This is a genomic window from Pseudomonas entomophila (assembly GCF_013523165.1).
Taxonomy (GTDB): Bacteria; Pseudomonadota; Gammaproteobacteria; order Pseudomonadales; family Pseudomonadaceae; genus Aquipseudomonas; species Aquipseudomonas entomophila_A.
On record NZ_JAAMQI010000006.1, the window covers coordinates 50,668 to 67,290 of the forward strand.

The following is a 16,623-nucleotide window of genomic DNA, read 5'->3' on the forward strand; positions in this document are numbered from 1 at the left end:
GATGAGGGCTGTGAAGGACCAGGCTGCTGCAATGGTAGCCGAACAATACAATGTTTTTGTAAAGCAGATGCTTCGTTATTTATGATCATGGGCGCTCTGCGGCTTTAAGCCAGTCATTTATACCGTCAAGGCCTAGAGTTAGTAGCGAATCCTGCGTCGCCACCACGCGCTGCAGCATGGCACCAGCGTCTGACTCCTCCTGCTCTTCAGCCTGCGCGAAAAGTCGGGTTAGCAATTGTGTAAAGTTGTCTTCGTAGTTACATAGATAGAGTTTTGCCTGTCGAGCGAAATCAAGATAGATTTCGGTCGCTTTTAAAGCATATATGGGGTCGCGAAGTGATATAGCATTCAGCCATGCATCAAAACCATATATGTCGCTTGGTGTAGAATCCGCGTCTGTTCCTAGCAATAACAAGCAGCGCTGAATTAGCTTAATGGGTATGGCAACCAACTGTGTTTTCTCTTGGAAGAGGCTGCGGAACTTGCGGGCAACTGCAAGAGCACAATAGTTCTCTGCATACAAACCGGCTTCAAGGCCGGCAAGACACTGTTCCTGGTGCTGCTGAATGTTTTTACTGTGAGTCCAAACGCTTGCAGCACCACACCACGCTTCGACGTTTTCTCCTGCATTGATTTCTGCGATAAAGGAAGAAAACTCTAAACGTTTAGAAAGAGCTGCTAGTGCAGATATACGCCCCCAGGTCTTAAGATCCTTGTTGCTGCCCTCGCGATAAAGATGTGTTAGCCACAAAGCGACAATTTCAAAATTTTGGTGGTAAGCGTAGTACAGGCTAGATTCGGCTATTGGCCAAAGTCCGGGAGACTTCTGTTGCATGGTAAGGCCAAATAGCTCCCAGCCAATTTCGGGATGATGGCTTTGCAAATAGGGCATACGTCGTAGCAATAGAGCACGTATAGCGGGGTGCGGGTCTGTGGCAAATAGGCGTAAAGCATTCGATAGTAGTTGGGGCCACGGTATGCCGTTCTTTTCAAGTTGATTAGCCACGATCATCAAGGCTTCCGCTGCGTTCCCCTTAGCCATATTGATGCCAATTGTAACCAAGTCAACGGAATTTCCCGAGATGGAGCTCTCTTCCTGTAGTGTTGCAAAATCCACAGCCAAAGATACTAGGCGTGAAGTGTCCTGTGATAGTTCAACTATGTACGCACAGCTCTCTATCGCTTTAGATGCAATGCGGTTGTGGTGCCAATGACTTGGATGTGCTTCCAATTCACTCAAGATTTGTTGCACCAAAGTTGTCTCATTGGGCTCCTCTTGAGGTGACCAGGTTCCATTTACCTGCAAGTTGCCATATCGTTGAGCTATATAGGTCGCAATGCCCGCCATGAGATCATCTCGAAAGTGGTTCGAGATCCGCTCCCAGTTGTCTGATAAAAGATTCATAAATCGGGAGGGATAGCGTGAGGCCGCCTCACGCAATTGTGAGCCAACCTCTCTCCTTCCCCCCATTAGGAAGTCATCAAAAGAGTTGCTGACATGTGCGCCGTAGTGATTTAGCAAGCCCAGTACAGAGTCATTGCTTGCACCAAGAAAGATTTCAAAAGAAAACGGGGCGTAAATCGCTCCTCCGCGTATGTGAACTTTTGGCTGGCGATTCAAAGGCCATATTTCTTTTTCGCACTCGTCTAGTACAGACTGTGCGTCTGCTGAGCGCAGATGGCAAGGGATGGTAAGAAGCAGTTGCGCTTGATCCCTTAGCGCCCATGCAATATGTTCTGGGCTAGATGCAGTGTCCAGGTGAAGTGTTAAAAGGGTCGACTGGATTGCGTCTTGCGTGGCCATATCAAGGTGCAGGAAAGCGGCCTGTATAAGCGTGCCGAGTTCATACGACAAAGCGGATTCAAGCAGCTTTTTGTTACAAAGCATGCGGCCAATTACATCCAAGTTAGCTATTGGTGCTGCTATACATGCAAGGATAGCGAAATAGTACAGTGCGCCTTCTGTGTGGAAGCACAAATGTTCACTCTTACTTTTCCACCAGTCCGATTGCGTACTTGCTTGATGCACGATGGCGGATTCAACAGCGTCCAGCAGTATGCGTTCATCGTCAAGGTGTTGGTGGTTAGTCTGGTTATGTGCGTCGCTATATGAGGTTTGGTATAGGAATCCATCCCAAAAATTCTTCGGAACTTCGCCATGTCGTGAGTACTTGATTTGGCTCCACCGCTCAATCGATGTTATAGCCAAGTCAAGGAATACCGTGGACTGCCGCATTCGATACGCGATGAAGTTTTCATTAGTTGCCCCAAACTCATGCGGATGGCAGTGCAGCTTTTCGCCAAAGTTATAGGCAAGTACGTCTTCATTAGTAACTTCGCCAGCGACATAATGCCAAAGGACTGCATCATCCATATAGCCATCTTTCACACAGCGCGCGAGCGCATGTCCGAGAAAACTGTGCTTTTGCCTCGGTAATTTAAGCAGTTTTGCAAGCAAAGGCACAAGCATTGCCGAATGATCTGAATGGACTTGAGTGATCGCATGTGCAATAGCATTTGTCAGTTGGGTATTATCAACACCATTCAATGCTAATACCTCAATCCAAAATGCGAACACCCCTGCAGGATCGTCATTTTTCCATTGAGATACTCGGTGCACGTGCATTATTAATCCGTCAGCTTCGCCGGTATCTTTCAAAAATGGAACTAGATACTTCATCCAAAAGTAATGCCATTCTACCCGAGTTGCCTGCGTGTAGATCACCTGAAAAACATCACGATGCTGGTTGCGCATGTCGCGTATCAAAAGCCAGTCATCATCGTGTGGAGATTGCTCTGCGAAAGTTTCCGCCACAAGGCGGCGAATATGGAAGGCATTATTGCCGGTCAAAACAGTACGCATTTGTTTTCTTAATTCGCGTCGATCTCCGATTGTCAGCTGCTTAACAAAGCTACGAATGCTTGGGCGCACAAAAGGCACAGGCGATAAATTTTGTATGAATGTGTTCAAAGTAATAGCTTGGCGTATTGCGCCGCTAATCACCAATACGTCGAGCAGCGTCTGATGGCCGAATGTCAGCTGTCCATCCTGCGTCTCATGCAGCACCTTGTTACTAAGAAGTGAGCGTTGGATATCTTGGGAAGCGGTGCATCGCTGACGTGGCACCGCAAGACTACGCAACTTTAGCATTTCAGATGCCATGGCTTCGATGGCTTGCATGGCAGCATCGCCCAGCGCGCTATTGGCTTGTACGATCGTGGCAAGGTAGCGCTGTGCCAGCGCTTGGCTAGTCACCACATTGAAGCTGCCTCCTTGCTGCGCCAGTTCAACAAACAAAGCCAGTTCACGTGGATTGCAAATCAATTCGCGCGTGTTCATATCGATAGTCGATATATCAATGCTGAGTTTTACGAGTAGCGGCTCTATCTCGGTATTCCATTTCAATGGCTGGCAGGTGATCTTTTTACTCCAACTACGCTGGGCGATACGCCGATCGTAATGACAGTCAAAGTCACGACAGGCGGCGACAACGGTAATATTTGGAACAAGCAACAGACGATCAATCTGCGCAAGGAAGTACGTAAGTACGGTGTGTTCACGAGCAATAGAAAGTACATCTAGCGAATCGATCATTATCACCACGTGCGCGTCTTCTGCCATTCGTGCTGCTTCTTCTACCCAATGTTCGTGCAGGCCTAAGGCTTGACGGTCTTGCGCAGTGGTGATGTCGGCGAACTCACGCGATTGAATGAACAGCGGCAGCAGGTTAATGCGGGTTTGGACGAAGTCTTCCAGTGCTTCTTGCACCGCAAGCATTACGCAGGTCTTGCCAGAACCAGGCAAACCGGTTAGCAAGATAGATCCATGTTTAGCTTTAATGGCTTCAATGATTTCTTCGACAGATGGATTCGAAACTATTTCGTTGCCAATATCTCTGCGCCATGAGCGGCCAATAGCAGAAGTGCTTTTGAATGAAGTGCGAGCCTTAAATATGTCTATGGGAGGGGTTAGCAGCGAACCTGAGTCGTCCAGTAAGGCTTTCAGATCGTCCTTTGTCAATCGATGTTGCGTAGCACTACTTTCGCCATGGCTGCTGACGCGCATCCCAAGGTAGTCAAGGCGTGTCCATATGGTATTATAAGCCGCCGTACTATTACTTACTAAGCGCCGCAAACGCTCGCGCAGAAATGATTCCATACGATCCAGCTCTGGACTGATTTCAAACGTCGTTTGTTTTAGAAGCTGGTAGGTTGAAAGACTCGACGCCTGTTCGGTAAGCAGATTCGCTAGTTCGGCATCTGACTCATGGAGCACCTTACCCAAATTGGTTCGGTAAGTTTCTTCATCGGCAAAGTTGGTGCTGTACTCACGCAGCCTTGAAAGGTTGCCAAACGAACTGCGCGAGTAGAAGCGAATTTCCGCTGTCGGATCTTTGGTCAACAAGGTGATTGCTTTGCGCAATTCGTCGGCAAGATCGGCAGTGGACCAAGCCTTATGTAGCGCCTGGTTTTTTTTGCATTGACAGTAAATTTTGGAGCCATCTAATTTTCCGATCACCACATCATCCACTGCCTCCCTTACTGAATCTATTTCAAGCCACTGGTAACTAGCCTCCGAAAGAATGCTTAAAGCCCATTCAAAGGCAATCAGCGTTTGATAACCATCTCCTCGATTGGACTGAATACCTGCTTTGCTCATTTATTTATCCTGTTTGATTGTGACTGCCCCTTTAACTATTCGGCAGCTAGGCTGTAGTAGAATTTATTTCCCAGCACGGTTAGCGCACGCTACGCAATATCCGGATTCGTCCAAAACTCTCTAGAATTGAGTATGACATTTTTTGCGAGCGGCACCGGCTGATTAAATATCACTTCCAATGCTGTATGTAATTGTAGTACATTGGTTGCCCAAAGGCGGTCTGCGGAAATGAGACCTTATCTGCGCATAGATTGACCGTCAATATGGATGTCGCCACCGGGCATTCCGCAGTGCTGCCGAACCTTATCCACGTAAGGCCAAGTGTGAGGACTCTCCCGCTTTCCTAGGTAGGTGGTTAGCGACAACGCTACCGTTACCGACCATCCTCACTGAAAAAAATGGACCATGCCGATTGTCTGCCTTTGGCCGCTTGAGGTTTTCGCCGGCATCCGTTTGACCTTTAGATGCTTGTTGCAAGCATCGGCGAAGCTGACCACGCGGTGGTTAACGAACGGAGTCAGCCCTTCGTGCCATTAGATTTTACATATTTGAGAAGCCAGAATTTACGGCCAGGGGTTAGGCCAGAAGTTATATGCTGTCAACGTAGAAAAGCTTATAAGTGCGATCGAAGGTCCTAGGCTTTGTACGAAAAGTCGTTGTGACTAAAATCGCTGACATGACTGATTGGAGGCCCGCATAACAAGGCGTTACGGACTCTTTGATGCATCATGGGAGCTGATCAAGGATCTAGTTTCTCCAGAGCAGGAAATGGACCATCCTCGCAGTGATGATTGTCAAATTCTCCACGGAATCCTTTGGATCTTGTGCTCAGACGCTTCCTGGCGTGACCTGCCTGAACGCTTCGGCCCTGGTCAAAGGTGTATCAGCGTTTTCGTGACTGGCGCAACGATGGCATTCGAGCGAGTACTGGAGCATCTGCACATCCGGCTGAACCGAGAGGGACTGATTGATTTGGACATCTGGATGGTCGACTCCCCCGCAATACCAGCAACCGAGCCTCTTCAGGCGCTGGGAAAAAGGGGGGATCTGAAGAACCGTTAGACCATGCCTTGGGGTGCAGCCGAGGCGGTCTGACCACCAAGATTCACACGGTGTGCGATGTCAATGGCGTGCCACTGCATTTCAGGCTTTTCACCAAGACGAGCCAGTGATATTTCCCACGCTCAGCCACTGCTGGATGCTGTAAGAATTGCTGGCAAGCCAGGACGACCGCGTAAACGTAGGCAGTGGCTGCTGGCTGACAAGGGATACCATGCCGAACACTTGTGCCAGTACTGCGACCGTTACCGGATGCAGCCGGTGATCCCATTGCGTACCATGCCGCGCAAACCCCGGCCTGGCTTGCCTCGGCTGTCTGACCGGCCAAAATATCGGCAACGGAACATCATTGAGCGGATGTTTGGCTGCTGAAAGAAAATCGCAGTATCAGCACTCGCTATGACAAGCTGGCCAAGAGCTTTGCAGCCATGGTCACCTTGGCCTGCAGCCTACGCTGTATGCGGCAATACTTTTTGTACAAAGCCTAGCGGTTCCAAATTAACGGGTAAGTTCAAAGTGTCCTTTAGTGTCGCGGTTTGTAAAATAATTCCCTCTAAGAATTTCATTTTCCGCAGTAAAAAGTTTTAATGTTGAGGCCCCTTCATATGGGAGCGATGGCTCCCCTCCAATATTCTTAGGAATGACTCGATAAAAATAAAAAATTACTGGTCTTCCCGAAACTGAATCTTTAGATGTTTTCACTACGATGGTTTCGGAGTCGGAGCCGGCTGAACAAACTTCCATGCTCAAGGATACGAGATTTTGTTTAATGCTAGCCTTAGCATCTACAATTCCTTCCTTCCCATTCTGGCTCCAATGGATTTTCATCTTCCAGTTGCCGTTTAGATCTGGGAACAAGAGTTCGTTTAGTTTCGGAAACTTAGCCCAAAGCTTTCTCCAGAAAAAATGCGCGCTAACAAGTAGAAATAGCTCTAAGACTCCAGCGCCTCCTAGCACAACTCTCAAGAGGGCACTTGCCGAAATTTCAGAGTTATATAAAAATAAAGCCAGTACTATTAAAAGCGCCAAGGTGGCATAAGCTTGGCAGACAAGGGCTATTATTTTAATAGGAGAAATAATTGCAAACACTTAAACACCCTCAAAGTAAAATTCTTGGCCATTTTTGAAAATTGCTATGCCTAATGTTGGAGTAGCCACCGCACTAAGCACCACTCCTGGGATTTTTGAGCCAAATAGCGCCGCTAAGTATCGCCCGCCAAACCGCCTTTCTCGATTCAATCGGATGTTGTGCACTATTGGAGGGGAAAAGTATTGAGCGACGCGGACTAGTTTTAATGTTGTTGTCAAGATGTGAAATCCATCATGGAGGTCACTGTTCAAGGAGGATATTTGCGCTAGATTTACTGCTAATTTTTCATTGTTAGGAACCGTTACATTAACCCTAAGTGGGAAGATAGGGAGGTCGAATTCCTCGTTCCAGACTATCACTCCGACGCCTGAAAAATCCTTGCCAGAAAGCTTTACCACTTCCCTTAAGATATCGATAAGTTTCTCAGTCATAATTTTTCTGCCTACCAGCCACCTAGGAGTTGTCATGCGATCTTAGAGGCTGCAGAAGCCTTTCTCTCTCTACCTGAAAGCTTGGCCTCTTGTTCTCCGGCGCTAACGATATCGCTCAGTAACTCTCTAAAGTCTGATGGGCTTTTATTTAGCCGCATTCCTACAAACGTTCCGGGAAACGAGAACTTTGACGTAATGAACTCGCGATGCGAGCCTATTAGTTTTGCTTGGCCGCTACCCAGCGTAAACCATCCGAAATTACTTCCGACTTGACTCAGGATATAAAGCCCAAAACCAGAGTTGTCATAAATGTTTTTCTCTTCGCTGAGGCCTATTGTTCGACTAACGCCAGGGCTTATAGCTTGTGACAAAGCTTCCTCGTCACTCTCAATTTTGAGAACGTCTCTGAGTGAGCTGGATATACCAATGCCCTCATCAACCACTGCAAACTCTGCAGTGCCATTTGCCCAGCGCTGGCCGCACACCCAGCATTCATCCACTCCTGAGTGCTCAAAAACATTTCTAACAATCTCTCTGATGGAGTAGGTGTAAACTCTTAGCTCTTTGCTGTCATCATGTGATCCGGCCAGCACGCCTGCGAGACCACGAGCTATCGACTCTATAGACGCATACCATTCGTCTTTGCCATTGACTTCTGCGGATTTATCTGGTCTTTTTATAATCGTGATAGGCAGATATGTAAGAGATCCCTTCGCTTCGCCAACCTTTTTTCCTGCTTGAATATTTATGAAGTCGAAAAAGCCTAAATGCATTAAATACGAGTGAGCTTGATTGTTTTCTTTTACCTCCGATCGCCATGTATCAAGATTGAGTGACTTCCGGTAGCTGACCCAGTTACGTAGCACGACTCCCGCAACTAGCATTGCTATTGGCGTGGAAAACTCAAGGGCTCCTAGGTTTACGGTGACTCTCTTTGGGTGATCTTTTGCATCATCCAGTAGTTTAAAAAATGGCTCTAGGTGCTCTTTTTCAAAGCGTTTTGGAAGATCGATATTCATGTTGTTTTCAAACTCATATTCTCGCGGAGTTACCAAATCCCATCCAAGCTACTGAGTTTCGCTTTACTCTACCTTGGATCTGCTTCGGCACCGCTGAGGTTAGTCCTAACTGACTGGAGTGCTACACCATCATGCGACCTGATCGTAGCGCCTTGGATCTAGAAAAGAGGTTACTTTCATTCGGGACCAGCATTCCCGGTGGCAGCCGTTGGTATCAAAATCATAACCTTTCTCAGAGGTAAAACACCCATGATTTTTCTAAACGATGAGTAAGCAGCCGCACGGTCAGCAAATAGTAATAGCGCGCGTCTTCGCTGTGTCGATGTATGCGATGCTCAAAAAACCAAGCCACATGCTTTCTCTGCCACGCCCAAGGCGTCTCTAGCTCCCAGCGCTCTGCAATCTCAGCCTGGATGATATTCGCCTGTCGCACATGGCGTTGCCGAGTGGCGTGCGAACCGGTCAGCACGCCAGCCAAGAACAACTCCATATCGAATGGCTTGCTCATGACTGCCCTCCAATGTAGGCCGCGACAACGTCGATCCGACCGTGCTCCAACTCGTAGCCGATTTTCTTCGGGCCTCATGACCTAGATTCCTATCTGCCTGGCAACATTGGCCGCCGTTAGTAGGAGCGGGGTGTTGGGTGATTTGCTCATAGCGTTCGCATGCGTACGCTGCTCGTAGCTCATGGAAGCCTTTAAGGTTGTGTACATGCAAGATGTCCCGCGCAGGGCGGATGATTTCTTGCAGAAGACTTAGGTAGCTTTCGTGTGGCGCAATCAGGTTGCGGCTGCGCGCAGGCGACATCTGCCGTGCAAACCCAAGCGTACCTCGAATATGATCGTCCACCGCAATCCAACGCGGTGCCGAAGCGCCAGCGCGGCCGCCTTTAGTACCATCCTGAATGTTAATACTGCCTAGGTCGTTAGTCTCACAGCTTAGCCTTGGCAGGTCAGCCAAAATGGCCTCACGCAAGCGCGTGCCGGTGGCTCGCGCCAAAAGAACAACCGCGGCTGCCCGTAGTTGTTGTTGGTCGCAAAGAGCATCAACGATTTGCTTAACCTGTTCGCGGTCTTGGCCCTGAGGTACCGAGTGTCGAACCTCGGTGCGCTGCATACCTAACGCCTTGCTCGGACTTGGTAACTTCACGTGCTGATCACCGCCAAGCGCAGCCATGGCCCTGTTAACGCTGGATAGCCGATTTTGTGCGGTACTGACAGCGAGATCACCGCGCCTAACCATGTCGCGCAAATGCGCCGCATAGTCGGCCAGCACCTCCCGATCAATCAGCCGCGCATCATTGATACCGGGCCCTTGTTCGGAGCGGCACCACTTCACGAATGCCTGCCACCGATCACAGTGTGCCTTCACCGTGCCGTCGTGACCGCCGCCGAACATGTCTTGAGCACCTGCGGACCTGCGTAGCTCAATTGCCTGCCGTAGCCGAAATTACGGCCATCGCGTTTACCCACCAATGCCATGTCGGTCACCTCATCGTCCTGAGCGCGATATTCACCGTGTTCTCGGACATCGGTTTCCACAGTTTGGCATCCCTTGCGAACACTTGGTCGAACTTGCCGGTGACCGCATGGATCTGCTCAAACAAAACACTGCCTGCGGCGATAAGGGTACAACGTGAATAACCCTGGCCCTCTTCGCACCATTGTGGAAGAGGGCACGCCATCTAGCGCCGAGATGGTGTCGAGGAGCTCCAGGCCTTAGCTGTCAAGCGCTTGAATGATCACGATCTGGGGACGTAGACCAGCATCGTTCGAGGGCAGGATCAGGCTTGTGCGAAAGCTAAGTTTGTCGAGCATATCCATCATGGCGTCCAGGGTAAATTTCTCGATCTTGCCGTTGGCCAGCTCGGAAATTCGGGACTGGGTGACGTTCAGTCTGATTGCGGCCTCATGCTGCTTGAGGCCCATTTTTTTGATGCAGTCAGTGATGAAGATGGCAAGGTCCATTTTCAAGGCCATCTTGCTGGCCTTCTCGGCATCGTGGGTGGCGTGGAAAGGACTTTCGTGGAATTGAAGCGGCATGGCTTGATTCATCGGGATTATCGTAAATTTAAGATAAAATCGTAGCCGCGCAGGGTGGGTAAGTCCAAAGCGTTTCTTTTTGAGGATGTGTATACGTTTTGTGCTGTGCTGTTGGGCAGTGAATCGCGTTCCCCTAGGATTGCTGGGGTTACCATGCAACCCATCGCGGTCAATCCGGCTTCCGCGCCGATCGTATCAACCTCAGGTTTGTGGGTGTCTGTGGTAGCTGGCTTGCTGGCGATGAGGCCAGAACATGCAACACCTGGCGGGGTTGCACCTAAGTCGAAGACATTGACGTTGGGTGCTGTGCAGTGTTTGTAGGAGTTCTTCCGCCGTTCCCTTGCCGCGCTGTCGTGCAGAGAACGTGACGATAGCTGGCAGGGTTCGAGGCTTTATTGCTAATCGATTTTTAGGGCCGCTTTGCGGCCCATCGCGGCACTGGGGCCGCTCCCACACGGACCGCGATTGCCTGTACCGCTGCGGCGAATGAGCGGCCCTTGTGCCGCGATTGGGCCTGAAAGGCCCACATCTGCACTTGGCAGAAACCATGGAATCTCCCACGTGGACCGCAATTGCCTCTACCACTGCGACGGATGCGAGGGGTCCTGCCCGGACGCCGGACAGGTCGTGGTTAGGCCCGCAAGGGTCACAAAATCCTGAAGTTATTTCCCTTTAGATCAGGGATTTTATGCCCTGTGATAGGTAGTTTGCCGGCCATAAGATCAGAGCGGGCAACACCTGGCAACCGTACCTACCCGAGCACATCGGCGTCGAACAGATTGTTTCAACGCGAACCTGGATGAGGCAGGCGTAACACGAGGTTTTGCACCGGAAACAAAAAAGGCCCACCTTTCGGTGAGCCTCTTGAGTACTGCGTATGGTGCCGGCACCAGGAGTCGAACCCGGGACCTACTGATTACAAGTCAGTTGCTCTACCAGCTGAGCTATACCGGCCTAGGGGCGCATTATAGCGATCGATTCACCGGTGTAAACCACTTCCGTGCGATTAATCGCACAATCGCTAAGTCACCGCCCACAAACGGGATTTTCCTACCCGCCTCAGCGCATCGAGGCTGAGTTGAAGAACAGCGTGTGGTTGTCGCACCCACCCCGGCGGCAGCGATCGGTGCGGGCCTCCAGCGGCAAGCCGCGGTCACCACCGAGCTGCATGGTCGGCATGTCCCAGTCAGCGGATGCAGGGGAGTGGGCCGGGCTGGCGCAGGCGGCGAGCAGGGCGAGAGAGGCGAGGGCAAAGAGCGTTTTCAACTGAGTCACGGGCTTAGCTTCTGGATTCAGGGATTCTGGAGGGCGGCTATGATACTGCCGTCAGCGTCGAAGCTGAATGCTCCAAATGTATGAAAGTGGTACGGCGTTGTGCCAATCCCCACCGTTTCGGACCGTCCAGGCCTGTTTTGGAGGACTGTTCGGCAGCCTCGGGAATAACCGCCAAAACGCTTATTCACAATCGGTGTGCCAAGTCAGACAGGTTTTCAGATCATTTGGAAATTGCCTAGGCTCCATCCTAAAGCCCCCATTTCGCGGGTTATAACGCCTGCCTTCCCAACCTCGGAGCAACTCGACGCAGGCAGAGGAACTGTGATTACGCACCCCTTATCACGGGCTTGTACACAGACTTATCCACAGGTTGTCCCTAGCGTTCCGCCAGGATGAGCAGGTTCCGGGGCGTCAACGCATAGTCACAAAATACCCCGACCCGTACGTCGTACCCGTGTTCGCGCAAGTACAGCGCCCGGTCGAGCACCAGCCACAGCTCCAGCGGCCGACGGAACAGGTGGCGTACCCGTTCCAGGTTGCGCACCTGCGCCAGTCGCTGCCAACCCTTGGCCTCCAAGGCCGCCCAGTCCACCGGGCCTTGCAAGGGCAGGCCCTTGAGCTGCGCCAGGTCCCGGCAGTAGGTCTCGAACGGTTTTTCCAGCCATGCGACCGGCAGCGACGGCGTGGGCAGGTAGGCATCGACCCCGCGCTGCTGACGTTGCAACACATCGAAGCCCAGCCGTCGTGCCATGGAGGCGTCCCGCTGACGCCGCGTACGGGCGCCCGCGGTGACGGCTTCGCTCAGGGGCAGGCCGAGATCGTCGAGGGACAGGTGCAGCGACGAGGCGCGTGCCGTTTGGGAGACAGGCGTGTACTGCTCGCCGGCGATACGGTTGTAGCAGCAGGGCGCCACGGCGATCTGCGGGCAGCCGCACTGGCTGGCCAGGTGCAGCAGGCGCACGTGCAGGTCGCCACAGGCATGCAGCGCCACCGGGCTGAGGTGGCCGTCGAGACGGTCGGTGCAGTCGGCGGCCATGACGTCCTGCCGCACATGTCGGGCAGGGAGGTGATGGTGATCGCTGAGGGCCTGGCCGGCGCCCACCAGCGTGGCGTCGTACTCCAGGCAGGTCAGGCGCTGGCCGGGTTGCAGCAGGCGGCGGCCGAGGTGGCCCTTGCCGGCGCACCAGTCCAGCCAATGGTCGGGGGGGCGTGCGTAGGTCAGGCAGCGGCCGAAGGCTTCGATCTGCGCCCATTTGCGGCCGGGCACGCCGGTGGCCTGGCGATGGCCCGCGGCGGCGAGTTCGACCTGGGGCAGTGGCCCTACCTCAGCGAGGCGCAGCGCCTGCTCGGCCAGCGAGGGGAAGGGCATTGGCAGCGCCGTCGGGTCGGGCGTCTGTTCGGCCTCGTCCAGCGAGCGCTCGCGCAGCCAGGCCGCCAGGGCAGGGTGCTCGTGCTCCCAGGCCAGCGTGGGCTCGGTGAAGGGCCGAGGCCGCCACAGGGCCTGGTGGGCGATCAGGAAGCGGTCGAGCGCCTGGAAGCGCTCGTCGAGTCGGTCGCCGTGCATGTGGGGAATCGGAGTCATGGTCGGTCGGCAGACGCGGGGCCGTTGCCAGCCCCGCGCTCAGTGGCTCAGCGGCCCTGGCTGGCGTCGACGCGCAGCCAGCGTTCGAGCAGCTTGAAGCACTGCACCAGCAGGAAGGAGATCAGCAAATAGAACACGCCGGCAGCGAAGAAGATCTCCACCGGCAGGTAGGTGCGGGCGATGATGGTCCGCGCCATGCCGGTCAGCTCGAGCAGGGTCACGGTGCTGGCCAGGGCACTGGCCTTGAGCATCAGGATCACTTCGTTGCTGTAGGCCGGCAGGCCGATGCGCGCGGCGCGTGGCAGCATGATGTAGATCAGCGCCTTGCCACGGGACATGCCCAGGGCGCGGGCCGCTTCGATCTCGCCCCTCGGGATGGCCTGCAGGGCGCCACGCAGGATCTCGGCGATGTAGGCGGCGGTGTGCAGGGTCATGGTCAGCACCGTGCACCAGAACGGATCGCGCAGGTAGGGCCACAGCGAGCTGCTGCGCACCGCATCGAACTGCGCCAGGCCGTAGTAGACCAGGAACAGCTGCACCAGCAGCGGGGTGCCACGGAAGAAGAAGATGTAGCCGAACGGCAGCGCGCGCACGTACCAGCTGCGCGAGGAGCGGGCGATGCCCAGCGGGATGGCCAGGATCAGCCCGGCGATGACCGCGATGGCCACCAGCTCCAGCGTCAGGGTCGCGCCCTGGGCCAGGCGCGGCAGCCACTTGATGATGACGTCCCAGTTCATGCGTTGTCCCTCGCGAAGCCGCGAGCGGCGCGTTTTTCCAGCAGGTGCATGCCGGTCATGGCGATGACGGTCAAGCCCAGGTAGATGAACGCGGCGACCATGTAGAAGGTGAAGGGCTCCTTGCTCACGGTCACGGCGATCTGCGCATGGCGCATGATTTCTTCCAGGCCGATGACCGAGACCAGGGCGGTGTCCTTCATCAGGATCATGAACAGGTTGCCCAGGCCCGGCAGCGCCACGCGCCACATCTGCGGCAGGACGATGCGTGAGAGGATGCGGCCGCGGGACAGGCCCAGCGCCAGGCCGGCCTCACGGTGCCCCTTGGGGATGGCCAGGATCGCGCCACGGAACACCTCGGTGGCGTAGGCGCCGAAGCACAGGCCCAGGGCGATCACCCCGGCGGCGAAGGCGTCGAGCTCGAGCCCGGGCAGGTTCAGGGCTTCGCCCAGGCGGTTCATCAGGCTCACGGTGCCGAAATAGATCAGCAGGACCCAGAGCAGTTCGGGGACGCCGCGAACCAAAGTGGAATAGGCGCCGCCCAGCCATTGCAGCGGCTTGATCGGCGAAGTCTTGGCCAGCGCGCCGAGCAGCCCGAGGACCAGCCCCAGCAGCAGGGCGCACAGCGCCAGTTTTACGGTCATCAGTGCGCCGGCCGCCAGGGCCGGACCGAATCCGTGCAGGTCGATAGTCATGGGTAGGTGCATTCAAGGGACGGGCGCCGCGCAGGGGCGGCGCCGGTCGGGGTGACTCAGTAGATGCTGAACGGGAAGTACTTGTCGTTGATCTTCTTGTACGTGCCGTCGGCGACGATTTCTTTCAGGGCGGCGTTCAGCTGAGTGCGCAACGCGTCGTCACCCTTGCGCACGGCGATGCCGATCTTGTCGCTCTCGACCACCGGCTCGCCCTTGAACTCGTAGTTCTGGCCGTCCTTGCTCTTGAGCCACTCGTAGTTGACGTACTTGTCGGCCAGGATGCCGTCGATGCGACCGGACACCAGGTCCAGGTAGGCATTCTCCTGGGTGTCGTACAGCTTGATGTCGATGTCGTTGCCGTAGTTGTCTTCCAGCCAGGTGCCGGCCAGGGTCGCGCGCTGGGTGCCGATGGACTTGCCCTTCAGGTAGTCCTTGTCGGTCTTGAAGTCGACGTTCTTCGGCGCGATGAACTGCAGCTTGTTGGAGTAGTAGGGGTCGGTGAAGTCGACCGCCTGCTTGCGCTCGTCGGTGATCGACAGCGACGACACCAGGAAGTCGAACTTCTTGGCGTTCAGGGCCGGGATGATGCCGTCCCAGTCGGAGGTGACCACGTCGCACTCGACCTTCATCTTGGCGCACAGGGCGTCGCCAATGTCCCGGTCGAAGCCGACCACGTTACCGCTGGCGTCCTTGTTGTTGAAGGGAGGGTAGGCGGCCTCGATACCCATGCGCAGCTTCTCGGCGGCCATCGCATTGGCAGAGAACACCAGCGTGGCGGCAGCGGCCAGGAGGAATTTCTTGTAGGTCTGCATGTGTTGCTCCGTTAGCTGTGACTGGACATGAACTGCTTGCAACGCGCCGAGGCCGGGTTTTCGAAGACCTGCTGCGGCGTTCCTTGCTCTTCGACCAGGCCCTGGTGCAGGAAGACCACTTCGCTCGACACCTGGCGGGCGAAGCCCATCTCGTGGGTGACCAGCAGCATGGTACGGCCTTCCTCGGCCAGGGCACGGATGACGCTAAGCACTTCCTGGACCATTTCCGGGTCGAGCGCCGAGGTCGGCTCGTCGAACAGGATGACCTTGGGCTTCATGGCCAGTGTACGGGCAATCGCCGCCCGTTGTTGCTGGCCACCGGAGAGCTGTGCCGGATAGGCATGACGCTTGTCGTGAATGCCGACCTTGGCCAGCAGCGCTTCGGCATGCTCGATGGCCTCGGCCTTGCTCTGGCCCAGCACGCGGCGTGGTGCCTCGATGAGGTTGTCGAGGATCGACATGTGCGGCCAGAGGTTGAAGTTCTGGAAGACGAAGCCGATCTCGCTGCGCAGGCGGTTGATCTGGCGGTTGTCGGCGGCGATCAGCTCGCCGTTCTTGACCGGCTTGAGCTTGAGCTCCTCGCCGGCGACGAGGATCTGCCCGGCGTGCGGGTTTTCCAGCAGGTTGATGCAGCGCAGGAGCGTGGACTTGCCTGAGCCGGACGAACCGAGGATCGAGATCACGTCACCATCGCGTGCGGTGAGCGAAATGCCCTTGAGAATCTCCTGCTCGCCATAGCGTTTGTGCAGGTTGCGGATTTCAAGCGCGGGCGTGGCCTGGGCCATGTGCGGTCCTCATGTCTTCGAGTGCGTTCCCAGCTTATTGGCGGCCTTCCTGGCGAGCGCCAAGCTAGCATAGCGGCTTCGTGACAGCCACCGGGTCGCGGTTTGCTTCAAGGGGCGCCAGGGCAGGTTGTCGCATCGTCACAGAAGACTGTCGCGCGGATGTCTGCCTGGCTGCTCGTCCGTGATGAAGCCTTTGATGAAAAAAAGGCGCGATGGTGCCAGTTTTGACGCGGTGAGGGAAGTCGCGCCCGACGGGGTAGTACCTTTTCAGCCAGGGTTGGCTGGCCGGTTGTACCTGGATTGCGACCTGGTTGCGCCGTCGAGGTGCACGAGTGTTACCTAGGCCCACCTTTGGTGCAGTTGTAAGTGAGTATTTCAGTAAAACCCGGTCTGAGGGGGGATTTGGCGGGCTTTCGGTCACTTTATGGCTAAAAGGC

Annotated in this window: 12 protein-coding genes, 1 tRNA gene and 3 pseudogenes; 1 reads left to right on the plus strand and 15 read right to left on the minus strand. The window is 54.5% G+C overall.

The annotated features are described in order from the left end of the window. Positions 1-85 precede the first annotated feature (85 nt). The gene (locus G7Z99_RS06385; RefSeq protein WP_181092734.1) at positions 86-4,660 is read right to left on the minus strand and encodes an AAA family ATPase; all 4,575 of its coding nucleotides are present in this window, start codon (positions 4,658-4,660) and stop codon (positions 86-88) included. Between the two features lie 696 nt (positions 4,661-5,356). Here G7Z99_RS06385 and G7Z99_RS06390 point away from each other — a divergent pair. After that, a pseudogene (locus G7Z99_RS06390) lies at positions 5,357-6,207 on the plus strand (IS5 family transposase). Between the two features lie 10 nt (positions 6,208-6,217). Here G7Z99_RS06390 and G7Z99_RS06395 read toward each other — a convergent pair. From G7Z99_RS06395 to G7Z99_RS06460, 14 genes and pseudogenes are all read right to left on the minus strand, one after another. Then, the gene (locus tag G7Z99_RS06395; protein WP_181092735.1) at positions 6,218-6,808 is read right to left on the minus strand and encodes a Cap15 family cyclic dinucleotide receptor domain-containing protein; all 591 of its coding nucleotides are present in this window, start codon (positions 6,806-6,808) and stop codon (positions 6,218-6,220) included. Beyond that, on the minus strand, positions 6,809-7,240 hold the full coding sequence (locus G7Z99_RS06400) for a hypothetical protein (RefSeq protein WP_181092736.1): 432 nt from the start codon (positions 7,238-7,240) through the stop codon (positions 6,809-6,811). 32 nt (positions 7,241-7,272) lie between these two features. Next, positions 7,273-8,259, minus strand: a complete 987-nt coding sequence (locus G7Z99_RS06405; RefSeq protein WP_219854101.1) for an ATP-binding protein — start codon at positions 8,257-8,259, stop codon at positions 7,273-7,275. Positions 8,260-8,491: 232 nt separating this feature from the next. Next, on the minus strand, positions 8,492-8,767 hold the full coding sequence (locus G7Z99_RS06410) for a hypothetical protein (protein ID WP_181092737.1): 276 nt from the start codon (positions 8,765-8,767) through the stop codon (positions 8,492-8,494). Then, positions 8,764-9,742: pseudogene (locus G7Z99_RS06415) on the minus strand (integrase domain-containing protein). The gene G7Z99_RS06410 and the pseudogene G7Z99_RS06415 overlap by 4 nt, the downstream one beginning before the upstream one ends. Before the next feature lie 11 nt (positions 9,743-9,753). After that, positions 9,754-9,973, minus strand: a pseudogene (locus G7Z99_RS19845) (tyrosine-type recombinase/integrase); the annotation flags it as partial. Positions 9,974-9,979: 6 nt separating this feature from the next. Next, positions 9,980-10,303: a helix-turn-helix domain-containing protein gene (locus G7Z99_RS06425; RefSeq protein WP_181092739.1), complete on the minus strand. Its 324-nt coding sequence runs from the start codon at positions 10,301-10,303 to the stop codon at positions 9,980-9,982. Positions 10,304-11,181: 878 nt separating this feature from the next. Beyond that, a tRNA-Thr gene (locus tag G7Z99_RS06430) sits at positions 11,182-11,257 on the minus strand. 105 nt (positions 11,258-11,362) lie between these two features. Continuing rightward, complete coding sequence (locus G7Z99_RS06435; RefSeq protein ID WP_308812283.1) at positions 11,363-11,578, minus strand: hypothetical protein; 216 nt, start codon at positions 11,576-11,578, stop codon at positions 11,363-11,365. A 376-nt stretch (positions 11,579-11,954) separates the two neighbouring features. Beyond that, positions 11,955-13,160, minus strand: coding sequence for a methyltransferase (locus tag G7Z99_RS06440; RefSeq protein ID WP_181092740.1), 1,206 nt, complete (start codon positions 13,158-13,160; stop codon positions 11,955-11,957). A 47-nt stretch (positions 13,161-13,207) separates the two neighbouring features. Beyond that, positions 13,208-13,897, minus strand: a complete 690-nt coding sequence (locus G7Z99_RS06445) for an ABC transporter permease (RefSeq protein ID WP_181092741.1) — start codon at positions 13,895-13,897, stop codon at positions 13,208-13,210. Then, the gene (locus G7Z99_RS06450) at positions 13,894-14,589 is read right to left on the minus strand and encodes an ABC transporter permease (RefSeq protein WP_181092742.1); all 696 of its coding nucleotides are present in this window, start codon (positions 14,587-14,589) and stop codon (positions 13,894-13,896) included. Before G7Z99_RS06450 ends, G7Z99_RS06445 begins: the two co-directional genes overlap by 4 nt. A 56-nt stretch (positions 14,590-14,645) precedes the next feature. After that, positions 14,646-15,401 (minus strand): ABC transporter substrate-binding protein, encoded by a 756-nt coding sequence (locus G7Z99_RS06455; RefSeq protein WP_181092743.1) that lies wholly within the window; start codon positions 15,399-15,401, stop codon positions 14,646-14,648. An 11-nt stretch (positions 15,402-15,412) separates the two neighbouring features. Next, positions 15,413-16,186: an ABC transporter ATP-binding protein gene (locus G7Z99_RS06460; RefSeq protein ID WP_181092744.1), complete on the minus strand. Its 774-nt coding sequence runs from the start codon at positions 16,184-16,186 to the stop codon at positions 15,413-15,415. Positions 16,187-16,623: the final 437 nt, after the last annotated feature.